This is a genomic window from Sanyastnella coralliicola (assembly GCF_030845195.1).
Lineage (GTDB): Bacteria > Bacteroidota > Bacteroidia > Flavobacteriales_D > Sanyastnellaceae > Sanyastnella > Sanyastnella coralliicola.
Genome location: NZ_CP132543.1, coordinates 285,801 through 304,537 on the forward strand (window position 1 = coordinate 285,801; position 18,737 = coordinate 304,537).

At 45.7% G+C, this 18,737-nt stretch carries 19 protein-coding genes; 13 read left to right on the top strand and 6 right to left on the bottom strand.

The window, feature by feature from the left end; all coding sequences use genetic code 11:
• The first annotated feature begins 72 nt into the window (after positions 1-72).
• Genes RA156_RS01210 through RA156_RS01225 form a run of 4 tightly spaced genes read left to right on the top strand, consistent with a single transcriptional unit; the run spans position 73 to position 2,837 of the window.
• Positions 73-699 carry a hypothetical protein gene (locus RA156_RS01210; RefSeq protein WP_306642118.1) on the top strand — a complete coding sequence of 209 codons (627 nt, stop codon included), beginning with the start codon at positions 73-75 and terminating at the stop codon, positions 697-699.
• Positions 696-1,007, top strand: coding sequence for a 2TM domain-containing protein (locus tag RA156_RS01215; protein WP_306642120.1), 312 nt, complete (start codon positions 696-698; stop codon positions 1,005-1,007). Before RA156_RS01210 ends, RA156_RS01215 begins: the two co-directional genes overlap by 4 nt.
• The gene (locus tag RA156_RS01220; protein ID WP_306642122.1) at positions 991-2,073 is read left to right on the top strand and encodes a sensor histidine kinase; all 1,083 of its coding nucleotides are present in this window, start codon (positions 991-993) and stop codon (positions 2,071-2,073) included. The genes RA156_RS01215 and RA156_RS01220 overlap by 17 nt, the downstream gene beginning before the upstream one ends.
• The gene (locus RA156_RS01225) at positions 2,070-2,837 is read left to right on the top strand and encodes a LytR/AlgR family response regulator transcription factor (protein WP_306642124.1); all 768 of its coding nucleotides are present in this window, start codon (positions 2,070-2,072) and stop codon (positions 2,835-2,837) included. Before RA156_RS01220 ends, RA156_RS01225 begins: the two co-directional genes overlap by 4 nt.
• On the opposite strand, the gene RA156_RS01230 is transcribed toward RA156_RS01225, so the two are convergent.
• On the bottom strand, positions 2,831-3,748 hold the full coding sequence (locus tag RA156_RS01230) for a DUF1853 family protein (protein WP_306642126.1): 918 nt from the start codon (positions 3,746-3,748) through the stop codon (positions 2,831-2,833). The two genes, RA156_RS01225 and RA156_RS01230, sit on opposite strands and share 7 nt — an antisense overlap.
• Before the next feature lie 42 nt (positions 3,749-3,790).
• On the opposite strand from RA156_RS01230, the gene RA156_RS01235 reads away from it, so the two are divergent.
• Genes RA156_RS01235 through RA156_RS01245 form a run of 3 tightly spaced genes read left to right on the top strand, consistent with a single transcriptional unit; the run spans position 3,791 to position 5,230 of the window.
• The gene (locus tag RA156_RS01235; protein WP_306642127.1) at positions 3,791-4,039 is read left to right on the top strand and encodes a hypothetical protein; all 249 of its coding nucleotides are present in this window, start codon (positions 3,791-3,793) and stop codon (positions 4,037-4,039) included.
• Between the two features lies 1 nt (position 4,040).
• Positions 4,041-4,685, top strand: coding sequence for an OmpH/Skp family outer membrane protein (locus RA156_RS01240; protein WP_306642129.1), 645 nt, complete (start codon positions 4,041-4,043; stop codon positions 4,683-4,685).
• The gene (locus tag RA156_RS01245) at positions 4,682-5,230 is read left to right on the top strand and encodes a DUF4924 family protein (protein WP_306642130.1); all 549 of its coding nucleotides are present in this window, start codon (positions 4,682-4,684) and stop codon (positions 5,228-5,230) included. Before RA156_RS01240 ends, RA156_RS01245 begins: the two co-directional genes overlap by 4 nt.
• Here the strand turns inward: RA156_RS01245 and RA156_RS01250 are convergent.
• Together RA156_RS01250 and RA156_RS01255 are read right to left on the bottom strand one after the other, a co-directional pair.
• Positions 5,223-6,170 carry a hypothetical protein gene (locus RA156_RS01250; protein ID WP_306642132.1) on the bottom strand — a complete coding sequence of 316 codons (948 nt, stop codon included), beginning with the start codon at positions 6,168-6,170 and terminating at the stop codon, positions 5,223-5,225. The genes RA156_RS01245 and RA156_RS01250 overlap by 8 nt on opposite strands.
• Positions 6,171-6,256: 86 nt before the next feature.
• Positions 6,257-6,742 (bottom strand): hypothetical protein, encoded by a 486-nt coding sequence (locus RA156_RS01255; protein ID WP_306642134.1) that lies wholly within the window; start codon positions 6,740-6,742, stop codon positions 6,257-6,259.
• Between the two features lie 103 nt (positions 6,743-6,845).
• Here RA156_RS01255 and RA156_RS01260 point away from each other — a divergent pair, with 103 nt between their 5' ends.
• From RA156_RS01260 to RA156_RS01280, 5 genes are all read left to right on the top strand, one after another.
• Positions 6,846-7,943, top strand: coding sequence for a ThiF family adenylyltransferase (locus RA156_RS01260; protein WP_306642136.1), 1,098 nt, complete (start codon positions 6,846-6,848; stop codon positions 7,941-7,943).
• 76 nt (positions 7,944-8,019) lie between these two features.
• Entirely contained in the window at positions 8,020-8,661 is a 642-nt protein-coding gene (locus RA156_RS01265) for a hypothetical protein (protein ID WP_306642138.1), read from the top strand.
• Complete coding sequence (locus RA156_RS01270; protein ID WP_306642140.1) at positions 8,661-10,769, top strand: sensor histidine kinase; 2,109 nt, start codon at positions 8,661-8,663, stop codon at positions 10,767-10,769. Before RA156_RS01265 ends, RA156_RS01270 begins: the two co-directional genes overlap by 1 nt.
• 13 nt (positions 10,770-10,782) lie before the next feature.
• Entirely contained in the window at positions 10,783-11,871 is a 1,089-nt protein-coding gene (locus RA156_RS01275) for a hybrid sensor histidine kinase/response regulator (RefSeq protein ID WP_306642142.1), read from the top strand.
• Positions 11,868-12,278 (top strand): response regulator, encoded by a 411-nt coding sequence (locus RA156_RS01280; protein ID WP_306642144.1) that lies wholly within the window; start codon positions 11,868-11,870, stop codon positions 12,276-12,278. The genes RA156_RS01275 and RA156_RS01280 overlap by 4 nt, the downstream gene beginning before the upstream one ends.
• Here RA156_RS01280 and RA156_RS01285 read toward each other — a convergent pair.
• The gene (locus tag RA156_RS01285) at positions 12,262-13,353 is read right to left on the bottom strand and encodes a M42 family metallopeptidase (protein WP_306642145.1); all 1,092 of its coding nucleotides are present in this window, start codon (positions 13,351-13,353) and stop codon (positions 12,262-12,264) included. The two genes, RA156_RS01280 and RA156_RS01285, sit on opposite strands and share 17 nt — an antisense overlap.
• Positions 13,354-13,498: 145 nt before the next feature.
• Between RA156_RS01285 and RA156_RS01290 the strand changes: the two genes are divergently transcribed.
• Positions 13,499-14,521, top strand: coding sequence for a metal-dependent hydrolase (locus RA156_RS01290; protein ID WP_306642147.1), 1,023 nt, complete (start codon positions 13,499-13,501; stop codon positions 14,519-14,521).
• Here RA156_RS01290 and RA156_RS01295 read toward each other — a convergent pair.
• Together RA156_RS01295 and RA156_RS01300 are read right to left on the bottom strand one after the other, a co-directional pair.
• The gene (locus tag RA156_RS01295) at positions 14,518-16,800 is read right to left on the bottom strand and encodes a T9SS type B sorting domain-containing protein (RefSeq protein WP_306642149.1); all 2,283 of its coding nucleotides are present in this window, start codon (positions 16,798-16,800) and stop codon (positions 14,518-14,520) included. The two genes, RA156_RS01290 and RA156_RS01295, sit on opposite strands and share 4 nt — an antisense overlap.
• 133 nt (positions 16,801-16,933) lie before the next feature.
• Positions 16,934-18,724 carry an acyl-CoA dehydrogenase FadE gene (locus tag RA156_RS01300; RefSeq protein ID WP_306642151.1) on the bottom strand — a complete coding sequence of 597 codons (1,791 nt, stop codon included), beginning with the start codon at positions 18,722-18,724 and terminating at the stop codon, positions 16,934-16,936.
• Between the last annotated feature and the right edge of the window lie 13 nt (positions 18,725-18,737).

Consider the following 18,737-nt stretch of genomic DNA (forward strand, 5'->3'; position numbering starts at 1 on the left):
TTAGGTTGGCCTATCCTCTTTCCACTTTTGTGGTGTAATCAATCACCAGCCACCCGGCATAAAACGAAACTTATGAAACTGTTTATCACCATGTTGATCCTCGCTTTTCCAATCATAGAAGGAAGCGGGTCTTTTGAAAAGGCAATGCAAAAAGGTATCCGTGATCTCGCTAGCGCGGAATCGGTACAAGAACTAACAGACCTCGCTGCAGATTTCGGGAAAATCGCTGATGCGAATCCAGAACAATGGCAGCCGGGATACTACCAGGCACTTTGCCTAGTTAGCGCCTCTTTTGATGCCACAACAACTGAAAAACTGACGCTTTTGGAGAAAGCCAATCCGATTGTAAATCAGCTTGTCAATGACCAAGTAGACAATAGCGAAGTGTGGGCCTTGAAAGGACTTTATCACAGCGCTCAATTGATGGCTGAAATGAATAAGGCTCCTCAAATCTCACCAATGATTCAAGCCGCTGCTGGAAGATCCATTGAAATCGATGCAGCCAATCCACGAGCACAATTCCTTCTGATCAGTAACAAGATGGGTAAAGCGGCTTACTTCGGACAAGACGTAACTCCTTACTGTGCAGAAGCACAAGAAGCACTCAAGAATTTCGATGCCTACGACTCAGGTTTAGAATTCGGTCCTACTTGGGGCAAAGAACAATTGAAAGGTCTAACTAAATCATGTGAACGATGAACGAACTAACTTACACCAGTAATTCTGCCGATATGAACGATCAAGAGAAATACGAACGCGCCCGCAAACAAGTAGAAGAGGAGAAAGGGTTTTACTCACACCTCATCACTTACGTCATTGTTATCACTGGATTGATCATTTTGAATCAATTGACAAGTAATCACCAATGGTGGTACTGGCCAGCCCTCGGTTGGGGAATTGGACTCACGATTCACGGATTGGGAGTGTTCGGTTCGAACTTCTTCTTCGGACGGAAATGGGAAGAACGCAGAATGCGCCAATTGATGGAAGATGACCAAGAAAGGTAAAAACTGGATCAAATCGATCATGGGTACCGGCGGGATCTATTTCCTGGTGGTACTTGTGGTTTCTATTGGAGCAGCCTACTTCTTTACCGGAGGAAAGCTTTTCACTTCTTGGAGGTACTTTGGGATTGGAACCACTTGGTCAATGGCGATTTGGTACTCACAATCCCTTGGAAACGGGTACATCATTGACCGTTTAGATGAGCGAATCTCATGGCTCACCCACCCATGGAAGCGAGTGACGATTGGCTTTCTCTCTTTGGTGGTTTATTCCTTCGTTGCCTTTCAAATCATCCAGTTAACCTTCGGATACTTCTTTTTCGGATGGGAACAAGGTGAGTTCTTCCAAAGCGAAAACTTCTGGAAACTCTTTTGGTTCAACGGACGAATCGCAGTCATCATCAGCCTTTCGATCAGTACCGTGCTCACTGCAGTAGGTTTCTTCAGAGGATGGAGAGAGCAAGCAGTGAAGGCAGAAAGGCTCGAGAAAGAAGTCTACGTTCAACGTTATGAGGCACTGAGGAATCAACTGAATCCGCATTTCCTCTTCAACAGTTTGAATGTCCTGACGGAACTCGTTTATGACGACCAAGAGCTAGCGGTTCGCTTCATTCGAAAGATGAGTGATGTATACCGTTACGTGCTTGACAGTCGAGATCACGAGCTAGTGTCTCTTGAAGAGGAACTTCGATTTATCGAAGATTACGTTGGTCTGCTGAAGGAACGATTTGCGGAGAACTTACAAGTAGAGTTTGACGATTCCCTGCGTGAGCAGAAAGCAAAATACATCGTACCCATGTCATTGCAGTTATTGATGGAGAACGCGGTCAAACACAATGTAGTGTCAACTGCAGATCCATTGAACGTGCGCTTTGCAATGAACGGTAATCGCATTGAGGTAGTCAACGGTTTGCAATTGAAAAAGGGCGAAATCCCGTCAGGTCAATTGGGCTTGAGCTATTTGCAAAAACGATACGACTCATACGCTCAGGGCGAGATCGAAATCACCCAAACAGAAACTCACTTCTCGGTGAGCATTCCTCTGCTTGAATTAGAGAATGAAGCATGAAAAGAGTTCTAATTATAGAAGACGAGCCGCGAGCGGTGCAGCGATTGAAGCGCTTATTGGGCTCCTTGCGTCCAGAGTGGGAAGTTATTGCCACTGCTGACACCGTAGTTGGAGCAATTGAGATTATGCAGACTCATTCGGATGCAGATCTCATCTTCAGTGATATTCAATTAGCGGATGGTTTGAGCTTTGAAGCGCTTGAGCAAGTACAACCGAAGACCCCGATCATTTTCGTGACGGCATATGATCAATATGCGATCAAAGCTTTTGACCATTGGAGTGTAGATTATCTCTTAAAACCTTCTTCTGAGGAAGACTTAGCGAAGGCGCTTGAAAAATGGGAGCGCGTATCAGCACCAAGTTCGCCAACTCAATCGCTAGACTTGAAGGCGTTAATGCAGGAAATTGCCGGACAGAAAACTTCATACAAGCAACGTTATGTGGTGAAGGTAGGAGACAAGCTTCGCTTTTTTGACATCAGCGAGATTTTGGCTTTCTACAGCGAAGACCGTGTGAGTTATCTGCTCACCAAGGAGGGAAGAAGTTACCCTCTTGATACTTCGTTGGATGAGATTGCGAAGTCTGTGGATCCTTCTCTTTACTTCCGGATCAATCGAAAATTCGTCGTTTCAGCGAAATCATTGCTCGAGATCACTTCGTGGAGTAACAGTCGTTTGCGATTGGTGATCAAAGGCATGGAATCTGAAATGGTTGTGGTAGCGCGCGAACGCACCACAGAATTCAAGCAATGGCTTGATCAGTGATTCGGCCAGTGATTCGGAACAACGAAGCCTCTGGAGCCTTCTTCCCACCCCATACCACCAGGGAATAGGCGCACGACCATCACGGAACGACGATACGTTTCAAGAAGCGCTTTGATCTTCTGCTGCACTTCAAATCCATCGAGGATTTCATCTTCCCCTAAGTTGATGTGGTAATTGCTCAACCAATCTGATTTGGGAAGCACGGCCCAGCTGCCCTCTCCGCCAAAGAATCGAGCCATTTCTTCTTCACGAAGCCACCATCCAGTGTGGTGATTTTTCGCGGCGTAGTGTGGAGCTTTGGCTTTTCGAATCGATTGAAAATGGTGGAAGAACATTCCTTTCATTAATAGGGCCTTCTCTGGTTTCGGAATGCGTTGCTCATCTAGCCATGCCTTAGCTTCAGGAAGCTCCGTGACATTAAGCTGTTTGTCAAGTTTGTCCATTTTGAGGCGCAGCGTATCATTCCCGTTCGGTCCAATCCACTGCTCCCAATTGCCATTGTTTGAAGCAGATAGGTAGAACTTACAGGCAACTTCCAGATGATAGGTTCTTTCAGTTTCGCTTTCGCGGAATACGAAATCAATCTCGCCAATGGTGTTCTTTTGTCCAATGAGTTGCACGTTTTCGGCGAGCGGTATGAAGTATGGACTTTCCTTCAACCAAAACGAAATGTAACGTTCGAATTTCTTTCCGAGGGGAATGCGTTTTTCGGATGTGAGATATGCTTCAAGTCGCTCTGGGTCAGCATCTAGCGCGTATAACCAGTCTAGATGACGATCGAATTCAAGTTTGAACCAAGCTTCATCAAGGGTCTTGTAAACCGAGTTGGGATGACTCAACATCAAGGGCTGGCTACCGAGACACCAAGCCAGGTTTGCCACCGACTGATGAAGGAATGCGTTGGCTTTCATGGTGTACAGGTGTGAGTTGCTATCTTTGCCGAAATTTTCAATATGCGCGTCGTTGCCGAAATACCTCACCAGGTGATGAAGATCACGGTGTTTAGCTGGAACGAAAAGTACCACATCAAATTTGAAGTTGGCACTTATGAGCAGACTTATAAGATTGCTCAACTTGATGTTAACGGACTAGATGAGGTCAAAGCAATGGTTGATGACGCCTTTTGTACGAAAGTCTTAGAACGATTCGTTGAGATGAGGAGCGATTTCTCGGAGACGTGGAAGCGTTCACAAAACAGTTAGTATGCAAAAAGTAGCCCTAGGAATTAGCATCGTAGCCCTTGCATTGGGAATCTACGCGGTAGTATCATCATCATCAGCTCCAGAACAAGAGTCAATGATGGATGAATCGCCGGTTTCACAGACAACCAATCAGTCAATGACATCTGGTGATGCTGGTGATCAACCTCGCATTGCCTTTATTCGCACTGACTCCATTTATGCAAAGTGTCAGTTCATTATCGATGCAGAAGCTCAACTGGAAAGAGCTACCGTTGCGAGTGAGAATAAATTTCAGCGTAAGGCGAAAGCTGCTGAACAGGAATACCAAGAGCTAGTGGCTTATGCTCAGGGTCCAGGTGTCACTGAAGAAGAGCTTCAAATAGCGCAGAACCGTTTGATGGAGTTAGAGTATGAACTTCAGCAGCTTCAACAAAGCGAAAGCCAGCGTGTATTGCGCAAAGAGCAAGAGTTGAATACTGAAGTGATTGAGCGTCTCACGAGTTTTATCGAGCGCTACGCCGAAGAAAATGGAATCGACTTGATTATCAATAAGGGAATGTCTGGTGAAGGTGTGCTTTATGGCTCAACTCCGTTTGATGTTACTCCTGAGATCGTTCGTGGTCTCAATGAAGAATATGCCCTTGAACAACAGGTGATCGAAGAATGACAATCGCTCAACAGAAAAAAGAAGAGAATATCATCGAATACGTCTTGTACCTCTGGCAGATGCAAGACCTCGTTCGCGCGGCCAATTTTGACTTGACGGGCATTCGCGCATTCCTGACTACGGGTGATCATTCTCACATTGATCTTGAAGCAGAGCTGACGTGGTTCGGAGGCTTGATCAAGGCGATGCAGCTCGCAAAAGCGGAGAAGAAAGGACATATTCCTGAAACCGACGAGCTTTTGGTTGAGTTGAATTATCTCCATCATACACTCATTGACTTAGTCAAAGACAAAGAGTATACCGAGGCGTTCAATAGTGCGAAGGAAAGCATCGACGACTTCTTGAAGCGTTCAGGCAATGAACACATGAATCCGATTGAAGCGGCGATGACGGGAATGTACGGTTGGCTTGTACTTCGTTTGCAGAAGAAAGAGGTGAGCCCAGAAACACTCGGCGCAATGAAGCATTTTCAAGGTTTCTTGGCTTTGCTAGCGGTCAATTACAAGAAAATGCGAAGCGGGAACCTCAACTATTCGCTTAACTGATCTTTGGCAGATAGATCTTGTGATCTAAGAACCCTTCGCGAACACAACTAATGACCATCGCTCTGTCTGAAGAAGACAGGAATTCCAATACACCTGAAGGTGCATTCTGTAGCTGCATGATGGTGCGTTCAGCTAGGTCTTGTTGCTTTGGTTCAATCTTTTGAGAAAGAGAGATGCAGGCAAGGTTGTCTCCAGCCTTTTCCACTTTGATGTGCTGATCCCCAATACCAGGGAAACTATATGTGAGGAAGTTAATCAGTAGTCGATCTAATGAAGAAGCGACTTCACGCTCCACAAAGAAATCTGAATCTAATTCCACTGATGGCGTCTGCGCGGATACCAGTCCAAACCCATCAAGTGTCAAATTCAACGTTGAGGAAATACTTACTGCGGGTTGATCCCCGCCTGGTTGAAGGCTTATTAAGTGATCGGCTAGCTTTGAAAGTCTCTCAGTCGATGCAGACAAATAATCGAGTAGCTGTTCATGCTCTTGATCATGGCTCAACTCGCTTCGTAAAATCTCTTCTATCCCTTTGATGCGACTGATTGGAGCTCGCAAGGCATGAACGATATTTCGAGGTGTACCGACCGTCCAGTTGGTAAGCAAATCAATCAGCTCTTCACGACTTGGTCCTGAAGTGTGTTCAAGTTCCTTTTTCGAAATGCGATGACAAGTGCCGCTGATCACTCCAGGGTTTTCTTGAAGAACAATTCCTCTGGTCGAAATCAATTGATCAGGAAACTCAGCGGGGTCGGGAGAAGAAATAACAGAAAAAGGCTTGCCAGCATGGAGCGAAAGTCGAGTCAAGCCACATTGCTCGATCAAACTTTCTGCCGATAGGCTTGAACAACCTTGGCCATTCGTAAATAAAAACGCTCGCTTAGAAAGATCAATCGTCCATGAGCCGATTAAATCTTGCCTCGATTCTTCCTGTTTCATTGCGTCAAGACTGACTCAAAAATACGGCGTAAAACGCCATTCGAGGAAGCCTATGAAAGAAAGTGAATAACTGTGGTCGTGAATAACTACGACAAGTAATGTTCACGAAGGAGTGATTCGTAGTTCTGGTTTTCTTCCGTCAAAGCCAGTATGTGTCGGTCTTTCCGGCTGCCAGATAGATACAGAGAGTAGCAGTCTGCACCAGCCTTGCTGAGCTCTCGCTCAAGGTCTTGACTGTTGATAACACGTATTCTTGCCGAAACATTTACCACTGCAATCAACTCTTCAGCGGTAATGTCATCTGCTACCAAAAGATGGATGAGGTCAGGGTGCATGACTTTCATGCCATTGAGCAATGCCTTGAATCCAGTTTGAGTGCGATCAAAGAGGGTGATCAACAAACCGATTTCGTTGTTCTCTGCGAAGTTCCACGCTTCTTCGAAGTTCGAATAGAACGATACATCAAAGAGCTCGCACATGGTGCTTGGTACAGATTCTTCTACTGATCTAGGGTAAAGACAGTGTGGCTTAATCATAGTAACATACTTGGTATCCTCCATTACGAGCGCCATGCAGGAAAGTTTCGTATGCTAAGCATACTATGTTAAGAACTTCAACAAGGTGTGAATCATACACGCTTGGATTCTCACCATCTTGCTTTTTAAGCGTCGTATTATGGCCGAAAAGCAACTCATCGTCTCCCCTCAAATACAGGAACTTAAACCATGGTCTGTCCAGCGGTTCAGTTCAGCCCAAATTGCCGACGGCACTTGGGAAGCCTTTGTAGAGGAAAAAGAAGCAACGATTATCGATACTATCGAAGATCAGGTAGCTGAGTTGGTCCAAATGCGTCGCCCTTCATACGCTTGGAAAGAAAACGAAGTGACCTTGGCGGTACGCGCTCGTTTGGGTGAGAACCCTGAGCAGTACGGAGTCTGGGTGTACTATCCATGGCGCAATGCTATGGTCCACTTGCTTGACGAAGCCGAGTACCGTGAAGTTCGGACCAATCGCAACATGCACAAAGTGTCTGCGACTGAACAAGGGGTGCTGGCTAAGAAGCGTATCGCTATCGCGGGAATGTCGGTAGGTTCTGGAATTGCATTGACCTTGGCACTGGAACGTATCGGTGGTGAATTGATCATCGCTGATTATGATAACCTAGAGCTGTCAAACATGAATCGTTTGCGCACGAGCGTGGTCAATCTATCGCTTCCGAAAGCTACCATCGTTGCTCGTGAAATCGCCGAACTTGATCCTTACATCAAGGTGACGGTATTCGAAGAAGGGGTGACCCATGATAATATTGACGAATTCCTCGGTGGTGACACACCCATTGACCTACTGCTGGAGGAATGCGATAGCTTCATTATGAAGTTGAAACTTCGTTGGGAAGCTAGAAAAAAAGGAATCCCCGTGGTGATGGATACATCAGACCGCGGCTTGATCGATGTGGAGCGATTCGACTTGGATGACTCAATGGAGTTATTCCATGGAAGATTCAGCGATGAAGAAATCGAACAAGTATTGGAAACGGAGGAATGGAATCCGGAGTGGTTATTCAGAATGATCACCCAAGATGAATTGAGTGAACGCATGAAATTCTCCATGAGTGAGCTCAATAAAACCATTTCACGCTGGCCGCAACTAGGCTCAGAGGTGATCATGGGAGCAGGTGTTGCCGCACAGCTCTCGCGTATGATCCTTCTTGGAGATAATCAGATAACCGGTAGAAAATTCGTTGACGTAAGTGGGTTCTTCTTGGACAAATAGCAAATTACAACGCGCAAGAACGCAGCGAATCCGAACCCTCCGTGTTCGGGCTTTCCGCGCTGTTGACGATGTAAATATGTCGAAGCGCTTCAGTGAAGCGCATCACGAGATCCTGCAAAATCACGGGATCACCAAATTGTCTTCACTGAGCACGGACTGGATGGAAGATCCAGATGTGTATGTGATTGTCATTACTTCTCCTAGCGGACATAAAATCTACGCTGGAGCACGTGTGCACGTTTATCGTGAAGGAAGACCACTTCCACTTCAACTGGTCATGCGAGAATTCGATCCGCGCACTGACGAAATCTTTGAGAAATTCGCTGAAGAGGGTGTAGGAGAATTCTGCGCTTTGTGGAGTTCTGTCGAAATCGCCGGACTTGGAATCAACGGAAAAGACCTCGTGAAATGTGGTTGGAGTATGTGTGATCATCTCGGAATTCGACGCATGGTTGCGCTCCTTTCTCCTTTGACCAAAAGATGGATGAAAGACCTGGCACTAGTGAAGTGTGAGGCGTTGGGGACTGAGGGAGAAATACCATATCCTGACCATCGATTTATTTCCACTGTAACAACTTACAAGCATCCTGAAGGAAGGGAAGAACTGAAAGACGAGTTCTTAGCCGAAGTCATCGACTTGCAGAATAATCCGCAACAAAAAAAGCAGACTTCCGGTATAAAGGGAACGGTATCAGTTCATTTTGACCTTTTAAAGTGATGCACTACACCCTAAAAAAACTAACATCACTATTGATAGTGATGCTATCTGTGTACGCCGCAACGGCCGCAGGTAACATGCTCTCGTTTACCACTTCCGTGAGTGAAGACACTACGTATGTCCGAACTTGGCAGGAGATGATGAACGAAGAATTCGTCATTCAAGAAACCGAGGTGATCAACCTCGATATCAAGGAACACCCTTCATGGCTTAAGATCGATCTTCCTCCATTGGAAGAAGAACTCTATCTCCACTTCGAATCTCCGATGTTGGATAGTGTGTTCTTCTATCATGCAGATGCCAATGGACTGATCTACGGTGATACCACTGGTGTGGCATTTCCGTTCTCTTCGCGCCAAGAAAATTCACCGCACTTCCTCTTTAGAGTCGGACCAACAGAGGCTGCATCTACAGCTATGCTGCGCATTCAAAGTGGTAAGCAGGTGATCACCGTGGTGACCCTTGATACCAAATACGAACACTCAAGCAAGCAAAGCGGACGAGACATCTTCTTCGGATTCTATTCGGGGTTGATGTTGGTGATGTTCTTGTACAACCTCTTCGTATACTTCTCTGTGCGTGATAAGAGCTATTTGTACTACGTACTGTACATCCTCTTCGTATGCCTCACTCAGCTCGTGTTGAACGGATATGGTTCACAGTATGTATGGCAAGACAACACGTGGATTGCGATGCGAGCCACCCACTACAGTGGAGTGCTTTCTGGTACGGCAACTATCCTTTTTGCAGCACAGTTCCTACAGGTGAAGATTTATGCAAAGTGGCTCTATAAGCTCTGTATTTTCTTTATCGGAATGGAGATTCTGGCCTTTGTTTTGGCCACCATAGGTATGTATCAGATCAGTTTCAATTTGATCAATGCCAACGCCCTGTTCAGTTTGATTCTGATTGTGGGAGCCTTCATGGTATGGAGAAAAGGATACAAACCAGGTCTATATTTCTTAGGTGCTTGGACGGTCTTCCTTCTAGGAGTTACCGTATTTGTACTGAAGGATTTCGGAATCTTCCCGTATAACGACATCACACGTTTCGCCCTTCCTGTTGGATCTGCAATCGAGGTAGTTCTTCTGTCCTTGGCACTAGCGGATCGAATCAACGTGCTGAAACGTGAAAAGGAAGCAGAGCAGGAAAAACGACTCAAGGTTCTCAAGGAGAATGAGCGCATCATCAAACAGCAAAACGTATTGCTTGAGAAGAAAGTTGATGAGCGTACCAAAGAGCTCGCAGATTCGAACAAGGAGCTCAATCAAACCCTGACAGAACTTCGTTCTACTCAGGCTCAACTGGTTGATGCCGAAAAGATGGCATCGCTCGGTCAGATGACCGCAGGTATTGCACACGAGTTGAACAACCCGATCAACTTCGTTTCATCGAACATCACTCCACTAAAACGTGACTTGGACGACCTCTTCGAAATCATCGATGAGTATGAGGGAGTCGATATCGAAAGTGATGAAGCAAAAGAGAAACTAGAAAAGGCAAAAGCCTTAAGTAAGGAGTTGGAACTGGATTTCTTGAAAGCTGAGATTAACCAGCTCATGAAAGGAATCAATGACGGTGCCAGCCGAACGGCTGAGATCGTGAAAGGACTCCGAATCTTCTCGCGTCTTGATGAAGATGCTTTGAAGAAAGCAGACATCAATGAGTGTATTCGATCGACTGCTGTTATCCTGAAGAGTACCATCAAAAGTGAGGCTCCTCTGATACAGGAATTGGCCGATGGACTACCTGAGATCAATTGCTATCCTGGTAAATTGAACCAGGTGATCATGAATATCATCGCGAATGCACTTCAAGCAACTGCAGCTTCTGGTAAGCCGTATGAAGAGCGATTTGTGAAGGTCGTAACCGAAGACGCTGGTGAAAACCTTGTCATTAGAATTATTGACAACGGAACGGGGATGACAGATGAAGTGAAAGCGAAGATTTTCGATCCCTTCTTTACCACCAAAAAAGTGGGTGAAGGAACCGGTCTCGGATTGTCTATTGTACTGGGAATCATCAACGATCACAAAGGTACGATCGACGTGAAGTCTGAGCTCGGAGAAGGAACTGAATTTATTATAACTTTGTCTAAAGGCCTCTAACTGTACCCTCCGGATGTCAGAGAAAAAAATCAGCATACTGTACCTCGATGATGAGGAGCACAACTTGACTTCATTCAAGGCTGCATTTCGAAGAGATTACAACGTCTTTATCACCACGAACGCCGGTGATGCGGTACAGATCCTTAGTGAAAATGAGATTCACGTGGTCATTTCTGACCAGAAAATGCCGAACCTCAGCGGGGTTGAATTCTTTGAATTGATCATTCCAGATTTCCCTGATCCTGTTCGAATGTTGTTGACAGGTTATGCGGATATCGAAGCGGTGATCGATGCCATCAACAAGGGGCAAGTCTATCGCTACATTCCAAAGCCTTGGAATGAGCAAGAGCTGAAGATTACCATTGAAAATGCCTACGAGCTTTACGAAAGCAAAATGGCACTTCGTCGTAAGAACGAAGAACTTCAAAAAGCCTACGCCGAACTCGAGAAGTTCGTGTACAGTGCTTCACATGACCTGCGAGCACCACTGGTGTCTGTAATGGGCGTGTTGAAATTGGCTCGCGCCGAAAGCATTGACGGCAAGGCAGGTGAATACTTCGGCATGATCGAGCAGACGGTGACGAAGCTCGATGTCTTTGTACAGAACATTATTAATTACTACCAGAACAATAAACAAGGTGAACTTTTATCAGAAGTTGATTTTGATATTCTGGTCGACGAAATATTTGAGTACTACAAGTACTTTGATGGAGCTGAAAATGTTGATTTTCAGAAGACTGTTGAGCAATCAGGTCCGGTACTGCTGGATGAATTGCGCGTGAAGATGATTCTGAATAATCTTGTTTCTAATTCCATTAAGTATCAAGATAGCTCGAAGGGACAGCCGTACGTGAATGTTAACGTCATAACCGCTGCTGATAAAACTACCATCACAGTAGAAGACAACGGAGTAGGTATCGCTCGTGAAGATCAAAAGAAGGTCTTCGAGATGTTCTACCGCTCTGCTGAAAACCAACTGGGGAATGGACTTGGTCTTTACATCGTCAAAGAAGCGGTGGAGAAACTAGGAGCCGAGCTTCAGGTGGATTCTGAAAAAGGAAATGGATCACGATTCGTAGTCTCTATACCACATAAACTATGAGCGAAGAAAAGCTGAGGATCATATTAGTTGATGATAACGACATTGACATCGTCGTTAACACGAAACTCTTGCGCCTGGCAAATTTAACTGAGCATATTGAGTCTTATTCTGATGGCCCAGAGGCTGTAGAAAAGATCAAAAATGATCAGGAGAAATATGTCGGATTCCTCAATGTACTATTGCTAGATATTCAGATGCCTGAAGTCGATGGATTCGAAACCCTCGCCATCTTTGAAGAACTTCCTGAAGACTTCAGAAAAGACTTCAAAATTTTCATGCTGTCGTCGTCGATCGATCGAAGCGACATTGAAAAAGCAGAGCAAAACAAGAACATCATCAAGGTGCTGGAGAAGCCCCTTGATGTGTACCTGTTAAAGCGTTTGGCATTCGCTAACGCAAATACCTGAAATCCTGTCCGTCTTCAATCGCCTTGATTGAGGCTAAAATCATTCGAATGACATTTTCAACGTCATCGCGATGCACCATTTCCACGGTAGTGTGCATATAGCGAAGAGGTAACGAGATCAATGCACTTGCTACACCCATATTGCTGTATGCGAATGCATCTGTATCTGTTCCTGTGCTTCTTGATGCTGCAGCTCGCTGGAAAGGAATCTTCTCTTTCTCAGCTTCGTTAATGATTAAACGAAGTAGGTTGTTCTGCACCGCAGGACCATAAGTCAATACCGGACCACGTCCACAAGCCGTATCTCCTTGTTTGATCTTGTTGATCATCGGCGTCTGCGTATCATGTGTAACGTCTGTTACGATAGCTACGTCTGGCTGAATGCGCTCAGCAATCATCTGAGCTCCACGTAAACCAATTTCTTCTTGAACAGAGTTCGTGATGTACAGACCGAACGGAAGCTTTGTTCCTTCTTCTTTGAGAAGTCTCGCTACTTCAGCAATCATATACCCACCCATGCGGTTGTCCAAAGCACGTCCAACGAAGAAGTCGTTGTTCAACACCATGAATTCATCTTCAAAGGTTACCACTGAACCTACATGAACTCCCAGCGCTTCTACTTCGTCTTTTGACTTGCATCCACAATCCAAGAAGATGTTATGTAGACTTGGTGTCTCTTCTTTACCCGCCTGACGCGTATGGATTGCTGGCCAACCGAAGACCGCCTTCACAATGCCATTGTCTGTGTGAATATTCACACGTTTAGAAGGCGCGATCATATGGTCAGAACCACCGTTTCTACGGAGATAGATGAACCCATCTTTCGTGATGTAGTGTACGAACCAGGCAATCTCATCAGCATGGGCTTCAATCACTACTTTGTACTTGGCTTCTGGGTTGATGATTCCTACAACACTTCCGTAAGTGTCTACCCAGTAGTCATCGATGTACGGCTTGATGTAGTCTAGCCAGAGCTCTTGCCCTGCACTTTCAAAACCAGTAGGAGATGCGTTATTCAAGTAGCGCTCCATGAACGCCATCGACTTCTTATTGACGATCTTTTTCTTTCGTGCCATGTGTGATTGTTTCAACTCAAATGTAAGAATGATCGTTTACCGTCTGACACCGTTCAACCAAGTGATTCAACCATTGATGTGCTAATTCTGTCAAGACAGCCGAACTGCCATTGAAACATTCAGGGTTATAGATAGTTTCGTATCCATGGATTCTTTGTCTCAATTAGTCTTAGGTGCCGCTACCGCGGAAGCGGTGATAGGTAAGAAAGTAGGGAACCGCGCCATCCTTTGGGGTGCCATTGGAGGTACTATTCCTGATCTCGATGTGTTATGTCGGCCCTTTGTTGATGTCGTAACAGGCATGGATTGGCACCGTGGCTTTTCGCACAGTTTCCTCTTCTTTATCCTGTTCGCCCCTGTATTAGGTTGGCTCATCTCAAAGTTCTATCGCGGACGATGGGGCAGCGCACGTGCATGGGCCTGGGCGATGTTCCTAACCTTTGTGACGCACGCCTTACTCGATTGTTTTACCACCTGGGGAACGCAGCTGTTCTGGCCAATGGATAAGCGTGTCGCATGGCATACAGTTTTCGTTGCTGATCCGCTCTATACAGTGCCACTTTTGCTGACGGTGCTTGCAGTCTTGTTCATTCGTCGAACAAAACCAGCCCGTCAAATGATCAACTGGATCGGAATATCCATTTCCACGGCATACTTGGCAGTGACGGTGGTCAACAAGAGTATTGCGAATGAAGCTTTTGAAGAAGCCTTCTCTGCGCAAGATGTTCAAGTGGAATACTTCGAAAGTAGACCCACTCCGCTCAATTCCATTTTATGGCAAGTAACCGCCAAGGTTGAAGGTGGTTATGTTGCCGGCTTCTATTCCTTGTTGGATGAAAAGCCTCCGTCAGAAATGGAGCTGATCTACATCGAACGCAATGATGAATTGCTCGAACCATTCCGCGATAGCGAGAAAATAGAACGCCTCATCTTCTTAAGTCAAGGATACTACGATGCGCAGATCACCGAGAACGGACTCCAATTTATTGACCTCCGTTTCGGGCAGCCAGATGAACTAGCAACCAACGGTGAAGGCTTCGTCTTTGGCTTCGATGTGATCGAAGGAGAGGAGGGCCTAGAGGTCACACAAAGCGTAGAATCTGAACCTGATATGGACAAAGCCTCCGAAGGAATCGAAGAACTTTGGACACGTTTGAAAGGAATCTAACGTTTCAAGGTTAGTGCTCCTTCGAATTCACGTGTTTGTGTTCGTCCTAAACAGCTTGAGCTGATGTCGATGATGTAGTAGTAAACGCCTTCAGAAACATCGTCACCACCTTCAGTTCGGCCATCCCAAACACAACCTTCTTCGTGCACCAAGCTACCCCAGCGGTTGTAGATTTTCATGTCTACTTCCACCAAATCTGGGAAGTCGCAAGGTTCAATTTCCGTATTGCCCAAGAAGATCGGGTGAAAGTCTTTGTTTTTCTTGTCACCATTTGGAGTGAAGACATTTGGCATCACCACAAGATCAAGATTGATGGTCTCTTCAAAGTCAACTTCAACAACATCTTCGATGATACAGCCTAGGTAATTGTAAGAGACTTCGTAGACACCAGAATTGCTAACCACAAGGCTATCACCTTCTTGCTCTCCACCGCCTGTCCATTCAACGTCATCTACGTCAATTCCTGGGTCAAGGATCACAACATCACCGAAGCAAGCTCTCGCCAGTTCAGGAAGTTCGTTATCTGGAACCACGATGATGGTAATTTCGACTTCATCTTCTTCGGTGAAGCATTGGTTGCTAACAGTAGCAGAGTAGGTACCACTCGTTTCAGCGAGGTAAGTCTGTGATTCAGTTCCGTCAAACCATTCTACGACTGTGTTCGCTTCGATCAGCACTGGCTCACCGTTGCAATCAACTACGTCTGGACCGAGGTCGATTTCCGGAACAGGGATAATGGTCACTTCTATTTCATCTGAAGCAGAACAAGGCCCATTGCTTGCCACTACTTCATAGGTGCCGGTTTGCAATACGTCAAGCGTTTGATCACCCGCGTTACCATTCCACAAATATTCGAGTGCAGGACCTGCATCTAGGACGACTGATTCACCCTCACAAGCCACGATGTCATCACCTAAATCAGGCTCAGGGTAAGTATATACGTTGGCGATAATCGTAGAAGGGTAGTTCACATCGTTCAACCAAATGTCAACGTTCACTTCATAGGTTCCCGCGTTAGCGTAGAAATGCTCAGGATTAAGCTCTTCGCTGAAATTCAAATCTCCTGAATCAGGATCTCCGAAATCCCAGAATACTGAGTCAGGCTCCGAAGTGTAAGAGATGTCGAAGAGGGTTGTTTCACCAAGGCAAACATCTTCCGTTTCCGGAATGAAAACTACACTGAATGCTCCACAAATCACGTTTGGAGTGTTCGGTAAATAGGTGGTGAGGAGATTATCATAAGTGATGACACTTGGGGTATATCCACAGTCGGGTGCGGGGAGGTCAGGATCATCAATTCGATCAAGAGCCTGGGTGTCTTGATTCATGATATAGATTCTACCGTCTATCGCCAATTTCAAATCAGTCCATGGCTGTCCGTTCGCTAACTGCACGTTCAATTGCGTACTGGAAATCAAGTTGGGATCAAGCACTTCAACATCAAACTGCGAGATATCGCCAAAGTCACCCAGCGAATAGAGGTACTTACTATTTGGAGAGAATTCCAGTTCAGTCACGTTGACGAAACTGTTGAAGTTATTGATTGATTGGTCTAAGGCACCAATGACCTCGCCTGCGGCTGAATCATACTCCATTAGACCGATGTAGTGACCTTTAAACGACACGGCAATCTTCGAACAGTCAGGTGAAATCACTGCATCGTCCAGTTCAGGATTCCATCCAACCCACAGCCAATAGAAAGAGAACTCACTGTGGAGCACGATACCTTCGCTATTCACATCAAAGGTGCGGATGAAACAATCGCTTGAACCGTTGTTGTTATCTGCGCTAATGAGCCAGAATCCATCGGCACCGTCTTTAGGAACAACCATCAATTCTCCACCGAGATCAAAGAGCTCAGTCTGTAGCTGTCCTTCGATGATGTCTCCAAAGCCATCATTCAAGGTGATATCAATGGTCGAATAGTCTAGCCCACTCGTTCCGTTTGATCGAACGAAGTAGTACTTCTCATCATCACCAGGAACAGGACAGAGGATGCTCGAAACACAGTTCCCGATGAAATTCGCATTGGGCAACGGGAAGCCGTTGGAGTCATATAAGTTCGTTTCATCTGCGTAAAGCAGAGGATTTCCAAACTGATCTGAAATACAAGAAGGGGTGCGGTCAAAGCCAACATCGATTCCACTAGGGATCTCTACAGGTTCATCTCCTAAGAAAGAAGCTGAGTGTGCGGCTCCGAAGAACCAGTTGGCGTTTTGGAGTTGGCTGATACCTTGGAAGGAGAGCAGGCAACAGGTAGCTAGTATTAACAGGCGCATGTATCGGTGGTTTGTATTCAAGTTACTGTCAAAACCGATTCTAACCGCTTCATGTTCAGGTATTCTATCTGCAATTGTTGCAAAGCAAAAAAGAGGGCCGAAGCCCTCTTTCCAAACCAGATACATTGCTGTATCAGTAACAGTACTTATTCTGTTCGATCATCTTCGCTGCTACTTCGCGTCGAATCTCTTTGATATTTACAGGTTCAGTCTTGGTGAAACGCTTGATTCCCATCGTCATCATGCGAAGCTCATCGCCTTCCGCAAATGAGTTCAATGCTTCACGTCCGCTTCGACCAATTTCTTCGGCTGCGTCGTAAACAAATGCCTTCAGCATGTTGATGTGATCTGAAGCTGCTTCTTCACCATGTTGCTTAGCGTACTTCTCAGCACGAAGCAACAATGACTCAGCCGCATACGCTTGAATTGCCATGTCTGCAATATTCATCAAGATCTCTTGCTCTTTGGCCAATTGCATCATCAACTTCTGAGCAGCTGATCCAGCCACCATCAAGATCGATTTCTTGAAGTTTTTGATGTACCCGCGGTACTGATCAAATACATTGTCTGGAGCATCTCCGAAGTCTGGAATCGACATCAACTCATTCGCTACAGCCATTGCTGGCCCCATCAAATCAAGCTGACCTTTCATTGCTTTCTTCAAGATCATGTCTACAGTCAACATTCGGTTGATTTCGTTCGTTCCTTCGAAAATTCGGTTGATACGTGCATCGCGGTAAGAACGCTCAATGCGCGTTTCCGCTGAGTAGCCCATACCACCGTGGATTTGTACACCTTCGTCAACAGTCAAGTCAAGAACTTCTGAACCGAATACTTTCAACATGGCACATTCAGGAGCATAGCTTGCGATCCCTTTCAAGGTCGCTTCTCCTTTGTCCATACCTCCATTCACCAAGTGAGTGATCTCGTCTTCGATGTTCTGTGTAGCACGGTAAGTTGCTGACTCCAATGCGAACACTTGGATCGCCATCTTCGCCAATTTCTGACGAATCGCTCCGTACTTTGAAATCGGACGACCAAACTGCTCGCGTTCGTTCGAGTAGTTGACCGCGTCTGTGATCACACCTTTTGAACCTCCGAGTACACCACCAGCCAATTTGATACGACCAATGTTGAGGATATTCACGGCGATCTTAAATCCTTTTCCGCGTTCGTAGAGTTGGTTCTCTACTGGAACCATTACGTTATTGAAGAACACCTGACGTGTAGAAGATCCTTTGATACCCATCTTTTTCTCTTCAGGGTTCAATGAAATTCCTTCCATGTCTTTGGTAAGGATAAATGCACTTAGGTTCTCATCGTCGTCAATCTTCGCGAATACCGTGAATACATCAGCAAAACCACCATTGGTAATCCACATTTTCTGTCCGTTGATGACATAGTGCTTTCCATCCTCTGTCAGTTTCGCTGAGGTCTTTCCGCTATTCGCATCAGAACCCGAGCTAGGCTCAGTTAGACAGTAAGCTGCTTTCCACTCACCAGTGGCAAGTTTTGGAACATACTTCTTGCGTTGCTCATCATTACCGTAGTAAAGAATAGGCAAGGTTCCGATTCCAGTGTGCGCACCGTAAGCAACAGAGAAGCTGTGTGCTTCACCCAGTGCTTCCGTACAAAGCATGCTCGTTTTGAAATCCATACCCATACCCATGAGGTCTTCAGGTACAGAAATTCCAAGCATTCCGAGCTCACCTGCTTTTTCTAGAAGTGAAGGCATGAGACCTTCTTCCATAGAATCGATGCGGTCGAGGATTGGAACAATCTCTTGATTGACGAAGTCAGCACATGTCTGCTTCATCATCAATTGTTCCTCAGACCATTCTTCAGGGATGAAGATGTCTTCAGCCGCTACGTCACGAATAAGGAACTCACCTCCCGTAATCGCTTTATTCTTAGTTTCTTCCATTATGCTTTGTTTC